The sequence below is a fragment of the Blastopirellula sp. J2-11 genome (genome assembly GCF_024584705.1).
Classification (GTDB): domain Bacteria; phylum Planctomycetota; class Planctomycetia; order Pirellulales; family Pirellulaceae; genus Blastopirellula.
In genome coordinates this window covers 5,264,497-5,280,281 of sequence record NZ_CP097384.1, presented here as the reverse complement: position 1 = coordinate 5,280,281, position 15,785 = coordinate 5,264,497, and the positions used below count along the sequence as shown (strand labels likewise).

Sequence of the window (15,785 nt, the reverse complement as noted above, 5' to 3'; positions counted from 1 at the left end):
GATTACTTTCTCGGCTCGAGCCAAACGTCAGCCGCCATGCCCGATCGCAGTTTGTCACGTCCGTCGAGTAAGGTCACTTTGATGCGAAAGACCTGCTTCGAACGTTCTTCCGGCGTTTGCACATTGTTAGGCGTAAACTCGGCGTTCCGTGCGATAAAGGTAATTTCTCCCTGAAACTCGCCGTCAAAGCTATCGACGGTGATTGGCAACTTCTGGCCAAGTTCGATATTCAGATGGTTTTCAGGAACGTAAGCGCGCACCCACAGTTTGTTGGGATCGATCAACGTCAGCATCGGCGCATTGGGCGCCATCAAGTCGCCGGGCTCTAACTCGAGCGCTTCGACGATCGCGTCATTGGGCGCGACGATATTTAGCTCTTCAATCCGCTGTTGAATCGCGGCCACATTCGCGGTTGCGGCGGCGACGGCGGCTGCGGCTTGGGCGATATCTTCGGTGCGAAAGCCGGATTTCATCAACTCATACTGCTGCGTCGCCTCGTCGAGCGCCGCGCGAGCTTCGTCAATTTCTTCCTGGCGCGTTCCTTCGACCAATAGCGAAAGGTTGTTCTCCCTCACGACCGAGGAACTTTCGGCTTCACGCAAGAGATCGGCGACGCGATCAATCTTCTCCTGCGTGCCGGCGCCTTTCTCGAAGACCTCTTTTTCGCGTTTGAAATTGGCTTGGGCCAGTTCCAGTTGGGAAGAGGCCATTTTTAGCTCTGCTCTCGCCGCGTCAATTTCCTGTTTTCGCGGGCCATCGACTAGCTTCTTCAGCCGTGCCGTCAATTGATCCACTTGGGCTTTCGCTTGGGCGACTTCTTCCACGCGATAGCCCGACTTTAGTTTGCTGAGAACCGCCTGCTTATCGTCTTGCTCGGCTTTGGCGGCGGCCAGTTGCTCGTTGAGATCAAACGGTTCCAAGCGAACGAGGACCTGGCCTTTTTGGACGTGGTCTCCTTCGTCGGCTAATACTTCGGCGATCCGTCCGCCGACGCGCGAACCGAGTCGGATATCCTCCGCTTCGATATATCCGGAGACCTTGAGCGGTTCGTGTCGCAACTGGCTATAGACCAAGAGCGAGCCGAAAACCAGAACCAGAACGGCGATGATCGCAATACGGGACGACATGGCGGCATCCGCTGACGAAGTGAAAGTTGCCGTTCGGCCCAGCGGCCGATACGTAGAAACCTCGGCAACTCTAACACTCGCCTGGCATCCATCACGCGCGCAATGCCGCAGAGGATTTCCAGCGGAGAATGTTTACGAGCCTTGGGGCAGGTCGTGCCGATTGTACGAATTCTATCTGTCTCGGCGCTGCTGCGCCAGCGCGAGAATTACGTGACGCTCAGCATTCTTTCGAGCGCGGTACGCGACCACTTCGAAGTCTCGTCATCCACGCGCACCACATTTACCGGACTGCCTGCGTCCAGATTTTCCAGACTCCAGCAAAGATGCGCCAGGTCGATCCGGTACATTGTGGCGCACATGCAGACGACCGGCGAGAGAAAATGAATCTCTTGTTCAGGGTGCTCTTGCTTCAGACGGTTCACCAGATGGAGTTCGGTGCCGATCGCCCATTTGGTTCCGGCAGGCGCATTGCGAACGGTCTCGATAATTTTTCCGGTCGAGCCGGACACGTCGGCGATTTCGTTCACTTCCTGCATGCATTCGGGATGGACCAAAATCTGTATTCCGGGGTAATCGCGCCGAAACGCCGCGACATGTTCCTTCTTGAACATCTGATGAACGCTGCAGTGTCCTTTCCACAGGATCACTTTCGAGTTGCGAATCGCCTCGGCGGTATTTCCGCCAAACTCCAAGTCGTACGGGTTCCAGACCGGCATCTGATCGTTGGGGATCCCCATGGTCTGCGCCGTGTTGCGGCCGAGATGTTGATCGGGGAAGAAGAGAACGCGACTGGTGCGTGCGAACGCCCATTTCAAAACCGACGCAGCGTTGCTTGACGTGCAGACGATGCCTCCATGTCGACCGACGAACGACTTTAAGCTGGCGGCCGAATTGATGTAGGTGACCGGCGTGATGTCGTTGGTGTCGATCAGTTCGCCCAGATCTTCCCACGCGTTTTCGACCTGATCGATCGCCGCCATATCGGCCATCGAACAACCGGCCGCCATGTCGGGCAAAATCACGTCGACGCGATGCCCGTCGCGAGCGGCGATCTTCTCAGGACGATTTGCTAAGATGTCTGCGGTCTCGGCCATAAAGTGAACGCCGCAGAACACAATGTGGCGACAATCGCCGCTGTCTGCCGCCATCTTGCTCAACTGATAACTGTCGCCGCGCAAGTCGGACTGTGCAATCACCTCATCCTGCTGATAGTGATGCCCCAAGATCATCAGGCGACTTCCCTGCTTTTGGCGGACCGCGTTGATGCGATCTGTCAGCTCTTCATTGCTGAGCGAGCGATAAGGAGCAAAGTCGAATGCCGGAGTCTCAAGCGTCGTCGTCATGGCGCAATTTGCTTTTCTACCGAAAGTAAGAAGGAAACAGCCAATTATACCTCTGGGCGACTACGTGCTGTAGGGCCAGCGAAACCTGTCAGAAATCAATGTGAGAAGTTCTGCGTTAGTTCCCATAGTTTTTCATAGGCCAAAACGCCTTGCTCGGCACATGATAGCGACCCATGCGCAACGAAACGCAAGATAGCCGCGCACAAGGCGCGAAATGCGGTGCTAGCTCGCATCCTCGTAACGTGGAAGACGCCGCCGTCATCACTGCGCATGAATTAAGCAGTGCCTTACATCTTCACCTAAACCAATCCGTTAGATGGTAATTAGGTGGAGAGCGGTCGCCTTGTCGGTTTGGCATGTCAATTGCCTAACGTAGTCTGGTCCGACCTTTTGCTTACCGGTTCGACTTAACAAGGAAAGAGAACGATGGGCCTTGGATTTTTGATTGACATGGATGGCGTTATCTATCGCGGCAGTCAGCTGATTGACGGCGCTGACCGCTTTATCGCAACACTGAAAAAGAAGCAGATCCCTTTTTTATTCCTGACCAACAATAGTCAGCGCACGCGGCGCGACGTCGCGGCCAAGTTGTTTCGCATGGGAATTGGTGTCGACGAAGATCGCATCTTTACTTGTGCGATGGCGACCGCGCGATTTCTGGCCAAACAAAAGCCTGGCGGCACAGCGTTCGTGATCGGCGAAGGGGGATTGCACAATGCGCTGCATCGCAATGGCTACGCGATTGTGGATCATGCGCCCGACTATGTGGTCGTCGGCGAAGCGCGTTCGATCACGCTGGAGATGTTGGATGCGGCGGTGCAGATGGTGCTCGACGGCGCGCAATTGATCGCGACCAATCTTGACCCCAACTGCCCAACCAAGTCTGGTACCCGCAGCGGTTGTGGAGCGACGGTTTCGTTCATCGAGAAAGCGACGGGAAAGACGGCGTTTAGCGTCGGTAAACCGAGCCCGGTGATGATGCGTTCGGCTCAATGGGAACTCGGCGTTCGCTCATGGGAAACCGTGATGATCGGCGACACGATGGAGACCGATATCCTAGGCGCCGTACAGATGGGCTATTACGCTACGTTGACGCTCAGCGGCGGTTCGCGGGCCGAAGATTTACCCTCCTACGCATTCCGTCCTGATCGCGTGATCAATTCGGTCGTCGACTTGATCGAAGACATCGAGAACGACGCGATGCTTCCGGCATGGGATCACGGCGTCACGCCGCATCCGATGGAAGAGAGTGAACGTTCGATGTACGCAGCTGCCCGCGGCGCATAAATTGCGCCGCCCAAAGTAGGGCAGGCCGTGCCTGCCGCGCTTTGTGGTTGGCGCTGTTCGAAATCGAGCTTGCGGGCATTCGGCAGGCGCGGCCTGCCCTATGCTACGCCAGGGATATGCTCGCCTGCGATCAGGTTCTCAAATGTCTGACGCTCGCGGATCAAATGGGTTTGGCCGTCTTGAATCAACACTTCGGCGGCCAAGGGTTTCGAATTGTAATTTGATCCCATCACAAAGCCGTATGCTCCTGCGCACTCGATCACGAGAAAATCGCCGATCGATGCGGCAGGCAAGCTGCGCGTACCGACAAAGCCCCCTTCTTCCTGTGTGAAGATGTCGCCTGACTCGCAGAGCGGTCCACCGACAACGACGTCCAAATGGGGCCGTTCGTCCGTTTCGCCACTAGCCAGCGCGATCGACATCGGATGGTACGAGCCGTACAGAATCGGCCGCGCCAAGTTGTTGAAGCCTGCATCGACCACATAAAATTTGTTCTCGCCCATCGTTTTGATGGCGCGAATTTCGGCCAGTAAGAATCCGGATTCCGCCGACAGGTAGCGGCCCGGTTCGATTTCCAGCGAGATCGCGTGTCCGAACGAGTCTTGCAGCCGATTGCGGACGCCGTTCCACAGCTCGAAGTACTGATCGAGATCGACATAGGTTTGCGAAGCGTTGTACGGAATCGGTAAGCCGCCACCGGCGCTGATTGTGGTGATCGTCCGTCCAACTTCGATCGCCGCTTTCTCCATCGAACCGCAAACCTGGGCCAAGTGCTCCAGGTCGGTGCCCGATCCGATGTGCATGTGCAGTCCGGTCACGCGAACGCCGTGCTGATCGGCGATCAGCAAACAATCGTTGAGTTGCTCGTGCCAGATGCCGTGCTTCGATTGTTGTCCGCCGGTGTTGGTCTTCTGGCTATGGCCATGACCAAAACCAGGATTGATTCGCAACGTGATTTCGCTGCCCGGCGCCGCTTCGCCTAATTGGGCGATCATGTCAGGCGAACCGCAATTGACGTGCAGTCCATGCTCGACGCAGAGGGCCAACGCTTCGTGATCAAAAATATCGGCGGTGTAGACGAGCGGCGCCGGTTCTCCCTGCGTGCCGTATCCGGCCGCCAGCGCGCGACGGATTTCCCAGGCGCTGACCGCGTCGACCATCACGCCGTTCTTGCGCATCAGGTTGAGGATCGCCAGATTGGAGCAGGCCTTTTGAGCGTAGCGAATCACGTCGAACGCACGCAGATCCTCGATTCGTTCGACAATTTTTGCGGCGTCGTAGACAAAAGTGGGAGTGCCGTATTTCGCCGCCAAATCAAGAACCGAGACTCCGGCGATTTCGGTGCGAAACGTTTTAAATTGCGGCACGGTCGGCATAGCTGGTCTACCTCTGGGCATCGAAAGTGGAAATAAAGCGGATCGAATCGCTCATTTTAGATTCTGATCCTCGATCGGGACACGCCCCTTCGCCTGCGGTTCACGCGGGAGATTGACGCAGATCGGCGATCGCCTCGGCGGCCGTCACCGGTCGCTGGCAGGCGAAATTCTCGCAAACGAAAATTGTTCCGTCAGCCTCGGGCAAAGGAGCCTTTCCCGCAAAGATCGGAGCCAGCGGCGAATCGTCAGGCAATGTCGTCTCTGGTGAAATGCAGGCGATAACGCTATTGGGGGTGTAGCGGCGACGTAGTTCCGCCAAAAATTCGCTGGTCGCGTCGGAATCCGTATTCCCCAAAATCACCACTTCTCGCGCTGGTCCCAAATATCGATCAACCGCCGCCAACATCTGGCCGGTCGCCGTCGGATGTTTCTTCATCAGCGGCGCGGCGACGCGGATCGTCGTCACGGCTTCGTCCAGCAATTCGGTATTTCCTAGCAAGGCGCTCAATCGCAGCAAAACGACCGCCGCCATCGAATTACCGCTGGGCACGCTGTTGTCGTACATGTCTTTGTTGCGTGCGATCAACTTTTCGTGGTCGTCGGCCGTAAAGTAGAACCCTCCGCCAACGGGATCGCCAAAATGACGAATCATAAGATTCGTCAGCTCGATCGCGCGCTGTAGCCATCGTTCGGCGAAGCTCGCTTCATACAGTGAAATGCAAGCGTTGGCGAGATTCGCATAGTCGTCCAAATAGGCGGCCAATTTGGCGACGCCGTGCCGATACGAATGCAACAGTCGGCCCGAGTCATCGAACATCCTGTCGAACACAAAATCGGCGGCTCGCTCGGCCGCGATTAGATACTTGGGTTCGTTCAAAGCGCCTGCCGCTCTGGCCAGGCTGTCGATCATCAGGCCATTCCAGCTGACCAGGACTTTGTCATCCTTGGCGGGACGGATGCGCTGGTCGCGAACCTTCAAGAGCTTTTCGCGAGCGACATCAAGTTCGCGGCGAAGTTCGACAACGTCGAGGTTGGATGCGGAGCCCCAGTCTTCGATCGACTGCGGCAGGTTCAGAATGTTTTTTCCCTCGAAGTTTCCAGACTCGCTGACGTCGTAGATCTCACAAAAACGACGCCCCTCCCCTTCTCCGAGAATGTCCACGATTTCTTGCGGAGTCCAGACATAAAACTTCCCTTCCTCCCCTTCACTGTCGGCGTCTTCCGTGCTTTGGAAACCGCCTGTTTCGTCGGTCAGATAGTAGAGGACGTAGTCGCACGTTTCTCGTGCGACGCGAGCGAAGTCTTCGCGACCGGTGGCGCGATAGCCGTCGACGTAAACTCCGGCGAGGAGCGCATTGTCGTACAGCATTTTTTCAAAGTGGGGAACGAGCCATCGCGCATCGACCGAGTAGCGAGCAAACCCGCCCCCCAGATGATCGTAGATGCCGCCGCGGGCCATTTGATCCAAATTGTGGATCGCCATCTCTAGGGCGCGACTACTTGGTTGGCGGCGACTGTACCGAAGACAGAGTTCGATATCCATCGTGTGGGGAAATTTTGGGGCTCCGCCGAAACCGCCGTGGCGAAAATCGTAGATCGATTCGAGATACTTATACGCGTCGTCCAGCAAATGCAGGTCGATCAGTTCGCCAGAGTCTTCGGCCTGGCCGATCTCTTGCAAACGCTCGGCGAATTTCTCCGACTGTTCCAGGGCGATCGCGCGACGATTTTCCCAGGCATCCATCACGGCCCGCAATACCTGGTCAAAACCAGGCATTCCGCCTCGCGGCGCGGGGGGCCAGTAGGTTCCGCCGAAGAACGGTTTGAGCTGCGGCGTCAAAAAGACTGACATCGGCCAACCGCCGCGACCGGTCAGCATTTGCACCGCGTTCATGTAAATCTGATCTAGGTCAGGCCGTTCTTCCCGGTCCACCTTGATCGAGACGAAATGCTCGTTCAGATAGTCGGCGATTTCCTGGTTTTCAAAACTCTCGTGCTCCATCACATGACACCAGTGACAAGCCGAGTAGCCGATCGATAGGAAGATCGGTTTATCTGTTTCGACCGCCTCGGCGATCGCCGCTTGGTCCCAGGGCCGCCAATGGACCGGATTGGCGGCGTGCTGCAGTAAATAAGGACTCGATTCGTGAGCCAGGCGATTCGCCATTTCGATCTCCGGCGGAGCAAGTTACGACAAGGAAACGCTGCCCGCGACTGCTGAAATTATTGGAAACTATGCTTGTCGGCCGGAAATGCTCCGTCGCGGACTTCTTCGCAGTACTGCTTGGCGGCCGAAGAGATTTGTCCCCGTAGATCTGCGTATGCTTTCACAAATTTCGGCACGTACCCGCCGGTAAGCCCCAACATGTCGTTGACCACGAGAACCTGGCCATCGCAGCCGACGCCGGCGCCGATGCCGATCGTCGGAATTGTCAATTCGGACGAGATTTTCGCGGCGGCGCTGCGAGGAACGCACTCTAGCACCATGCCAAAAGCTCCGGCGTTTTGCGCCGCCAAGGCGTCAGCCATCAGTTGCTCTTCGTCACGCTGGACTTTGTAGCCTCCCATTTGCATGACCAGTTGCGGACGCAGTCCCACATGGGCCATGACGGGAATGCCTGCCGATACGAGACCTGCGATCACTTCAGCTTGCTCGACTCCCCCCTCTAGTTTGACCGCTTGGGCGCCGGTCTCTTTCAAAATGCGTCCAGCGCTTTCGATCGCACTGTAAACGCCGAGATGAAAACTGGGAAACGGCAGATCCACAATTACCAAGGCGCGTTGGACCGCGCGCGCCACCATTTTGGCGTGATAGATCATTTCGTCGAGCGTAACCGGCAAGGTCGTGTCGTGTCCTTGCACGACCATCGAAAGACTATCGCCCACCAACACAGAATCGACGCCTGCCTCGTCAAGCAACTGCGCCATCGTGTAATCGTAGGCGGTCAGCATGGAGATTTTTTTGCCGTCCCGTTTCATCGCGACGAACTTAGGGACGGTAATGCGATCCGACGCAGGTTTGTGAGAGGACATCAGCGGGGTCAACTTTCCTAGAGATTGCCTGGGGGCGCTTAATGCGTCGTACTTCGATTGTCGCGGCGAGTGCTTACGCAGGCAACCGCCGCTTCGGTAGGAGCCACGCGATTGATGCAAAGTTCGCAGAAGCGTTGGTGCTAGGAATGAGGAGAATTGCCGGGTATCAGCGCACGAAAAAAGCTCGTGATAGATATTTCTATCACGAGCTTGTTATAAAAATGGTTGTGACCTAGTTAAGCGGTATGAGACTGTCCCACCGTCCGATGTCTATTGAACAGACGCAGATCTTTCGATCCACGCCGCTTACCGAAGTAAGCGTCGCTAGAAGGAAGTGTGAGTCTTCCTGAATCATCGAACAGTTTTCCTTAGAAAGGAGGTGATCCAGCCGCAGGTTCCCCTACGGCTACCTTGTTACGACTTAGTCCCAATCGCGGAGTTCACGTTCGGCGCCTGCCTCTCTTGCGAGTTAGCTTAGCGACTTCGCGTGCACCCCACTTTCGTGGCTTGACGGGCGGTGTGTACAAGGCTCAGGAACATATTCACCGCGGTATGCTGACCCGCGATTACTAGCGATTCCGGCTTCATGCAGGCGAGTTGCAGCCTGCAATCCGAACTGAGGCGCGTTTTCTGGGATTTGCTTACTCTCGCGAGTTTGCGTCCCTTTGTTCGCACCATTGTAGGACGTGTGCAGCCCTAGTCATAAAGGCCATGAGGACTTGACGTCATCCCCGCCTTCCTCCGGTTTCACACCGGCAGTCTCTCTAGAGTCCCCGACATTACTCGCTGGCAACTAGAGATAGGGGTTTCGCTCGTTAAGGGACTTAACCCGACATCTCACGACACGAGCTGACGACAGCCATGCAGCACCTGTGCAAAAGCTCTCCGAAGAGCACTCTCCCCTTTCAGGGAGATTCTTAAACATGTCAAGACTAGGATAAGGTTCTTCGCGTAGCCTCGAATTAAGCCACATCCTCCACCGCTTGTGTGAGCCCCCGTCAATTTCTTTGAGTTTCAGCCTTGCGACCATACTCCCCAGGCGGAGCACTTAACACTTTCGCTACGACCGAGAAGATGTGGGAGTCCCCTCGATCCAGTGCTCATCGTTTACAGCTAGGACTACCGGGGTATCTAATCCCGTTCGCTCCCCTAGCTTTCGTGCCTCAGCGTCAGTAGAGACCCAGTGAGCCGCCTTCGCCGCCGGTGTTCCTGATGATATCAACGCATTTCACCGCTCCACCATCAGTTCCGCTCACCCCTATCTCCCTCAAGCCCTACAGTTTCAGGCGCAGTTCCACGGTTGAGCCGTGGGATTTCACACCTGACTTGTAAGGCCGCCTACGCACCCTTTAAGCCCAGTAATTCCGAATAACGTTCGGACGGTTCGTCTTACCGCGGCTGCTGGCACGAACTTAGCCCGTCCTTCCTCTGAGGATCAGTCAAAATTTCTTCCCCTCTGACAGCGGTTTACAACCCGAAGGCCTTAATCCCGCACGCGGCATCGCTTGGTCAGGCTTGCGCCCATTGCCAAAGATTCTCGACTGCAGCCACCCGTAGGTGTCTGGGCAGTATCTCAGTCCCAGTGAGACGGGCCACGCTCTCACGCCCGCTAACCATCGTCGCCTTGGTAGGCCATTACCCCACCAACAAGCTAATAGTGAGCAGTCTCATCCCCGGGCGCCGGAACTTTGATCCGTAGATGTTATTTGGTATTACTGCCAGTTTCCCGACACTATCCCAAACCCGAGGGTAGATAAACCACCTGTTACTCTCCCTTTCGCCGCTGTCCCCTCGAGAGCAAGCTCTCTCAGTTATCGCGCGACTTGCATGCCTAATCCATGCCGCCAACGTTCATTCTGAGCCAGAATCAAACCCTTCAATTGTTATATGCTTGTACGACTCGCCGAAGCGAATCGCTTATGAGCAACAGTTAAAGCGTTTGAACTGCTCTTTGCAAAACAATTCAAATACAGTTCATCGTGATTGTCTTCCCTGAAACTCCTTCCAACCCGAAGGCCTGAATCGGTCTCAGTGAAGTCCAGTCTCACGCCGAACTTAACAGAGGTCACAACCAAATTGTCAAAGATCAAAGCCCGAGAAACGTTGTCTCTCGGTTTTGGGTTTCTCACTGTCAGGGCCAATGCCTTCAAGTGAGACGGTCTATCCTATCGGATTGCCGATGGGCGTCAACGGGCCCAAAGGCTTTTTGTGCAGATTTCATGAACTTGTGTCGTAAACCCTTGAAAAACAAGCGTTTCTTGAGGTTTGAAAATGGCAAGATCTCCACTTTTGCTTCCTCGTGATCGGCTGACTTGCGGCTTTCATGAGGCTCGATTCAGGGGTATGCTTGACCCTTGTTCTATCCAACTCCTACTTGAAGCGTTTTCCCATGTCGACTGCCTGCCGAGGCGTTCGCGGCGCGACCACCGTCGAGAACAACAATCGTGAAGAGATATTGCGTGCAACCCGAGAATTGCTCGCGCTAATGATTCGTCAAAACGGCATTGAAGGGAAAGATGTCGGCAGTGCGATCTTTACGGTGACAAGCGACATCAATGCCGAGTTTCCCGCTTTGGCCGCTCGCCAGCTCGGTTGGATGGATGTTCCGCTGATTTGCACGCATGAAATCAGCGTGCCTGGTTCTCTGCCGCTCTGTATCCGCATCATGCTGAACTGGAACACCGCTAAGTGTCAAAAGGATATTCAGCACGTCTACATAAAGCAGGCGGTTCGGCTTCGACCTGACCTGTCTGACCTGCCGCCGGTTGATTGGAAGGCGCTGGATGCCTGGATCGAAGCGCAGATGAGCGGCGCCAAGTAGCCGCAAGCACTTGGGGCTGATCGCTGTGGCGGATGCGTAAGTTCTTACATAATAGTCAGTTATGCCTCGCGATGCGCGCTGTCTGCTAGCAATCCCCGCTCGATTGTCGCCAGCGTTTGGCATGAAAATCGCAACCCATTCTTTACCGGTTGCGTAGAACGAGTTGGAGCCCTGTTTCGTCGCAGAATGAGGATCTGTGATGAGGCGATTGCCCGAAAGTACCGCAACTTATGCCGCCTTCCGAATAATAGAGATTGTGACTGCCTATAATTAACGATATCTTCAAATAGCACACATCTGGAATTCACGCGACAGAGTCTTTTCGTCGTGAATCGGGGCGTGGGCAAGGATTGCCAGTTTCTAGCAGGAGACGATGCCGTGACGGACATGTATGTCGCGTATGCGATTGTCACTGGGCTCTCTTTAGCGGCATTTTTTGCTGTCCGGTCGCTTTCTAGAGATTGGTCGGAAGCTTCTCTGGATCTTCTGGCAGGCATGATTGTGCTCGCCATCTCAGGCTACGCTTGGTTTCTGTGGGACAGCGAAGTCATGGCGAAATGGCTTCCCTTTTCGTCACTTTTGGTTCTAGGGAACTGGTTTCCGATCGGCGCTGCAGCGATGGCCGCCGTCGTCTCGAATCGCTTACAGGACCAGGGAGCACGGCGAGCATTGCCGATGGGAGCGATGCTCTGCGTCGGCGGATTTGCGGCTGTCTACTTGGTTCTCGGCAGTGCCCCGCAGTGTGGCGACCTTTGGAGCGACGATGGGGTCTGTTATCAGACCACGCAAAGAACGTGCTCTGCTGCGTGCGCCGCAACGCTGCTGGGGCAATATGGGCTTCCAGCCTCAGAGCAGGAGATGGCCGAAATTTGCTTTACGCGCAAGGGAACTTCGTGGAAGGGGATCTACCGTGGCTTAAAGCTGAAGACGGCGAATGCGGATTTGCACGTGTCAGCGGAGAAGCTCGATTTCGATCAACTTGCGAAACTGGATCGCCCGGTCTTGCTGCAGGTCGGTATTCAGCAATGGCAGTCGCTGGGGCATTCGTCTGGTTTGGAGGTGGAAGAGGGCTGGACTCCGGGGACCATGCACTCGGTGATTTGTTTGGGCGTTATCAACGAGAGTCAGGTGTTGATCGCCGATCCCAACCCAAAGATTGGGGTGGAGGTATGGCCGCGTGAATCACTGGATCGCCTGTGGCGCGGCAACGCGCTTTACTTGTCTCCCGATCCATCCAGCCAGTCCGGCCTGATTGATGACAACCTGCACGATCACTACGTCAAACGCTAGTTTGCTGCGGCGGCGGAGCGAATCAGGCGATCTTCGGTGACCAGATAATCGATCGGCAGGTCGTGCGCCTCCGCTGGAATATTCGCAACTATCTGACATTCAAATGCCAGCGCGATCTTCACCGACTGCGGCCGCATCTTACTTAGCAGTCGATCAAAATAGCCCTTGCCGTAACCAAGCCGATTTCCGTGCAGGTCAAACGCGACCCCCGGTAGGATCGCGAGGTCTATCTCTGCAGGCGAAATCGTCTTGGCATTTTTCAGCTCCGATCGCGGCTCTAAAATGCCGAAGCGGCCTGGCGCCAGTTCCGACAAATCGGATAGAAGGAACAGCCCAAGTCGTCGGTCGTCGATGCAATAAGGAATGACGACTCGGCGCTCCTCGAAGAGCAACTGTTGCAGCAGCGGCCGCGTGTCGACTTCGCAGCGAGCGCTGACATAACACAGGAGAGTCGCCGCTGATTGTTGCGCTAGCCAGGCGCTTGCACGCGAATGAATTCTGACGCTGCGTTCTGACCGATCGCCCAACTGATCACGGGCAGCCAGATTGTTTTGTCGTAGGATCTGTTTTTGTTGCGAAGCGTCTGGCACAACAGCAAGTCATTCCAGCAGAGGCTTTAGAGGGTCAACGACGGAAACAGGGGTTGGCCGAAAAAATAGAGATGCAGTTCGACGCTCGCACGTATCGACGCAACAAGCAGCAGCGTCGCCGCCAACAACAGCAGCAACCAGGCTTGTCGAGCAGGGATCAAGCCTGACCGCCAGATTATAAGGCCCATCGCTAGGAGCACGAGCGGAACTCCCGCGATCGTAAACAGGCACAGCAGCGCGCCCAGGCCGCCAGTTCCCAGAGCGATTGGAAGCCAAGGAATCACGCGTTGACGATCGGACGCTGCGTCGGCCGAGCGGAACGGAGATTCCAGCCGGAGCGGCGTAGGCGAACTGGCGACCAACTCGGCCGGAATGATTTCTTCCTCAGCGCTTTCCTGTTGGGCGGTCGCCGTGTTGGCGACGGTTGGAGTGGAGTGAAGATACTCCGGCAGGATAGACATTCTTCGAACCGGCGGGGTGTCGGCGAGCGCATCGATTTCAAATTCTCGACCGCAACGCCAGCAACGATTCACGGCGCCGATCAGCTCTTCTCCGCAGTTGCTGCAAATAGTCGACACGAGTTTGGTCCGCTCCGGGAAGCCTTCGATCCAATCCGCACTATCAGGTAGCGTAATCGAAATTGGTCGCGTTCGCGAGCGAACGCCGCATTCATCGGTTCGAAATAAAAGGGCCCCATCCGCACCCAGCGAACGGGGCTCTTTGTTTTATAAAAAGCCAGGTCGAAGACTACTTCGATTTGGCTTCTTTTTCTTTCAAGCGATCGGCGACGACTTCTTCTTGGATATTCGAAGGAGTCGGCTTGTAGCTGTCGAATTCCATGCTGAAAGTCCCTTGCCCTTGCGTCATGCTGCGCAGGATAGTCGAGTAACCGAACATGCAGGAAAGCGGGATTTCGGCCGTGATGACCGAGGTTTCGCCGTTCGAGTCAGTGCTGGTCACCATGCCGCGTTTCGCAATCGCATCGCCGGTGACAGGGCCTTGGTACTCTTCGGGCACTTCGATTTCGACTTTCATGATCGGCTCGAGCAAGGTTGGCTTCATCTTCATGAAGTTCTCACGGAAACAGCCCTGTGCACAAATGCGGAAAGCCATTTCGGACGAGTCGACATCATGGTACGAACCGTCTTGCAGGATAACCTTCAGGCCGACCACCGGAAATTCAGCAACAGGGCCCTTGAGGAGTACGTCTTCAAAGCCCTTCTGGACCGCAGGAATGTATTCTTTGGGAATGCGCCCTTGCGAGACCTTGTCTTCAAACACAAATGCTTCGCCGCCATCTTCCATCGGTTCCATGACGCCGACGATATGGCCGTATTGGCCAGAACCGCCGGTTTGCTTTTTGTGCTTGTAGTTGAACTCCACGGCCTTGGTCGGGGCTTCGCGATACGAAACCTTCGGTGGGCCGGTGACGACTTCTACCTTGTACTCGCGTTTAATCCGTTCGACATAAACTTCCAGGTGCAACTCACCCATGCCTGCGATTAGCGTTTCTTTCGTTTCCTCGTCCGTGAAGACGTGGAACGTGGGGTCTTCCTTACGGAAACGCTGCAAGGCCTTCCCCAGCTTGTCGCTGTCGTCTCGACTTTTTGGCGCGACCGAAATCTTGATCACCGGAATCGGCACAAAAATGCTTTCCAGCGAGCAGTAATTTCGTTCTGACGCGTAGGTATCGCCAGACGCGCAGTCGATGCCCATCACGGCGACGATGTCGCCAGCGGTGGCGACATCAATCTCTTCACGCTTGTCGGAGTGCATTCGCACGATTCGCGAGAAGCGATCGGTCTTGCCGGTACGTTGATTGACGTAGCCTTTGCCTTTTTCGATCTTGCCTTGGTAGATGCGCATGAAAGTCAGCTGACCATACGGATCTTCCACAATCTTGAAAGCCATGCCGACAAACGGCGCGTCGCTTTCGCATGAAAGCGGGATCAAGATGGTCGGATCCTCGACATCCTTCGCTTTGTATTCGACTTCCAAAGGCGAAGGCAAGTAACGAGTAATCGCGTCAAGCAGCGGTTGAACGCACTTGTTCTTATAGGCCGAACCCATGAAGACCGGCGTAATGTTCAGACCGAGGACCGCATCGTGGGTCACCTTGTGAACCAGTTCGGCCGACGGTTCCTCTTCGGCCAGCAGCAGTTCCATCAACTCGTCGCTGTAAAGCGAGAGCGATTCGAGCATGTGTTGACGAGCTTCCTGCGCCTTTTCGAGCAAGTTGGCCGGAATTTCCTCGGTGCGGACGATTTCGCCTTGATCGCCGTCGTTGTAATAGGCCTTCATCTCGACCAAGTCGATGACCCCTTCCAGCTTGTCTTCCAGCCCAATCGGAATCTGGAACGCGATCGCGTCGACATTCAACTTGTCGCGCATCTGCTGGATGACTTTGTCAGGGTTGGCGCCGGTGCGGTCCATCTTGTTGATGAACGCCAGACGCGGCACTTTGTAGCGCTTCATCTGACGATCGACCGTCAACGACTGGGCCTGCACGCCGCCGACCGAGCAAAGCACGAGAACGGCGCCGTCCAGCACGCGGAGGCTACGTTCTACTTCGACCGTAAAGTCGACGTGGCCCGGAGTGTCGATCAAGTTGATCGGGTACCCTTTCCATTCGACGCTGGTCGCCGCGCTGGTGATGGTGATGCCGCGCTCTTTTTCGAGCTCCATATGATCCATGGTAGCGCCGTCACCGCCGCCGCGGACATCTTCGATCTTATGGATGCGACCGCTGTAAAACAGAATGCGCTCACTCAGAGTCGTTTTTCCAGAGTCGATATGAGCGGAAATACCGATGTTTCGCAGTTTGGCGAGGTTCATAGTAAAGAGTTCAAAAAAGGTCGAGGTTGGAAAGAAAACAACTCAAGCGCGGACGCTTTAATTTATGGGATCCGACACAGGTC

Annotated in this window: 11 protein-coding genes and 1 rRNA gene; 3 read left to right on the top strand and 9 right to left on the bottom strand. The window is 55.6% G+C overall.

Annotated elements, in window-relative coordinates:
• Window positions 1-2 precede the first annotated feature (2 nt).
• Both M4951_RS20815 and nadA read right to left on the bottom strand, forming a co-directional pair.
• Entirely contained in the window at window positions 3-1,127 is a 1,125-nt protein-coding gene (locus M4951_RS20815; RefSeq protein WP_262023551.1) for an HlyD family secretion protein, read from the bottom strand.
• A 206-nt stretch (window positions 1,128-1,333) separates the two neighbouring features.
• Window positions 1,334-2,470, bottom strand: a complete 1,137-nt coding sequence (gene nadA, locus M4951_RS20810) for a quinolinate synthase NadA (RefSeq protein ID WP_262023550.1) — start codon at window positions 2,468-2,470, stop codon at window positions 1,334-1,336.
• A 426-nt stretch (window positions 2,471-2,896) separates the two neighbouring features.
• Between nadA and M4951_RS20805 the strand changes: the two genes are divergently transcribed.
• Window positions 2,897-3,757, top strand: coding sequence for an HAD-IIA family hydrolase (locus tag M4951_RS20805; RefSeq protein WP_262023549.1), 861 nt, complete (start codon window positions 2,897-2,899; stop codon window positions 3,755-3,757).
• Window positions 3,758-3,855: 98 nt separating this feature from the next.
• On the opposite strand, the gene lysA is transcribed toward M4951_RS20805, so the two are convergent.
• The 4 genes from lysA to M4951_RS20785 form a co-directional block, all read right to left on the bottom strand.
• Window positions 3,856-5,133: a diaminopimelate decarboxylase gene (gene lysA, locus M4951_RS20800; RefSeq protein ID WP_262023548.1), complete on the bottom strand. Its 1,278-nt coding sequence runs from the start codon at window positions 5,131-5,133 to the stop codon at window positions 3,856-3,858.
• Window positions 5,134-5,233: 100 nt separating this feature from the next.
• The gene (locus tag M4951_RS20795) at window positions 5,234-7,300 is read right to left on the bottom strand and encodes a thioredoxin domain-containing protein (protein WP_262023547.1); all 2,067 of its coding nucleotides are present in this window, start codon (window positions 7,298-7,300) and stop codon (window positions 5,234-5,236) included.
• 56 nt (window positions 7,301-7,356) lie between these two features.
• Window positions 7,357-8,166 (bottom strand): 3-methyl-2-oxobutanoate hydroxymethyltransferase, encoded by an 810-nt coding sequence (gene panB, locus M4951_RS20790; protein ID WP_262023546.1) that lies wholly within the window; start codon window positions 8,164-8,166, stop codon window positions 7,357-7,359.
• Between the two features lie 372 nt (window positions 8,167-8,538).
• Window positions 8,539-10,049 (bottom strand): 16S ribosomal RNA (locus M4951_RS20785).
• A gap of 506 nt (window positions 10,050-10,555) precedes the next feature.
• On the opposite strand from M4951_RS20785, the gene aroH reads away from it, so the two are divergent.
• Both aroH and M4951_RS20775 read left to right on the top strand, forming a co-directional pair.
• Window positions 10,556-10,987, top strand: coding sequence for a chorismate mutase (gene aroH, locus M4951_RS20780; RefSeq protein ID WP_262023545.1), 432 nt, complete (start codon window positions 10,556-10,558; stop codon window positions 10,985-10,987).
• 495 nt (window positions 10,988-11,482) lie between these two features.
• A complete protein-coding gene (locus M4951_RS20775) occupies window positions 11,483-12,277 on the top strand; it encodes a cysteine peptidase family C39 domain-containing protein (protein WP_262023544.1) in 795 nt (264 codons plus the stop codon).
• Here the strand turns inward: M4951_RS20775 and M4951_RS20770 are convergent.
• The 3 genes from M4951_RS20770 to fusA form a co-directional block, all read right to left on the bottom strand.
• Complete coding sequence (locus tag M4951_RS20770) at window positions 12,274-12,867, bottom strand: 5-formyltetrahydrofolate cyclo-ligase (RefSeq protein ID WP_262023543.1); 594 nt, start codon at window positions 12,865-12,867, stop codon at window positions 12,274-12,276. The two genes, M4951_RS20775 and M4951_RS20770, sit on opposite strands and share 4 nt — an antisense overlap.
• 26 nt (window positions 12,868-12,893) lie before the next feature.
• Window positions 12,894-13,445 (bottom strand): hypothetical protein, encoded by a 552-nt coding sequence (locus tag M4951_RS20765; protein ID WP_262023542.1) that lies wholly within the window; start codon window positions 13,443-13,445, stop codon window positions 12,894-12,896.
• A 169-nt stretch (window positions 13,446-13,614) separates the two neighbouring features.
• The gene (fusA, locus tag M4951_RS20760) at window positions 13,615-15,702 is read right to left on the bottom strand and encodes an elongation factor G (protein WP_262023541.1); all 2,088 of its coding nucleotides are present in this window, start codon (window positions 15,700-15,702) and stop codon (window positions 13,615-13,617) included.
• Window positions 15,703-15,785: the final 83 nt, after the last annotated feature.

Bases quoted from the DNA above. Each gene is read 5' to 3' on its own strand.
- lysA (WP_262023548.1), bottom strand. From the start codon at position 5,133: ATGCCGACCGTGCCGCAATTTAAAACGTTTCGCACCGAAATCGCCGGA.
- M4951_RS20795 (WP_262023547.1), bottom strand. From the start codon at position 7,300: ATGGCGAATCGCCTGGCTCACGAATCGAGTCCTTATTTACTGCAGCAC.
- nadA (WP_262023550.1), bottom strand. From the start codon at position 2,470: ATGACGACGACGCTTGAGACTCCGGCATTCGACTTTGCTCCTTATCGC.
- M4951_RS20775 (WP_262023544.1), top strand. From the start codon at position 11,483: ATGATTGTGCTCGCCATCTCAGGCTACGCTTGGTTTCTGTGGGACAGC.
- fusA (WP_262023541.1), bottom strand. From the start codon at position 15,702: ATGAACCTCGCCAAACTGCGAAACATCGGTATTTCCGCTCATATCGAC.
- M4951_RS20815 (WP_262023551.1), bottom strand. From the start codon at position 1,127: ATGTCGTCCCGTATTGCGATCATCGCCGTTCTGGTTCTGGTTTTCGGC.
- aroH (WP_262023545.1), top strand. From the start codon at position 10,556: ATGTCGACTGCCTGCCGAGGCGTTCGCGGCGCGACCACCGTCGAGAAC.
- M4951_RS20805 (WP_262023549.1), top strand. From the start codon at position 2,897: ATGGGCCTTGGATTTTTGATTGACATGGATGGCGTTATCTATCGCGGC.
- panB (WP_262023546.1), bottom strand. From the start codon at position 8,166: ATGTCCTCTCACAAACCTGCGTCGGATCGCATTACCGTCCCTAAGTTC.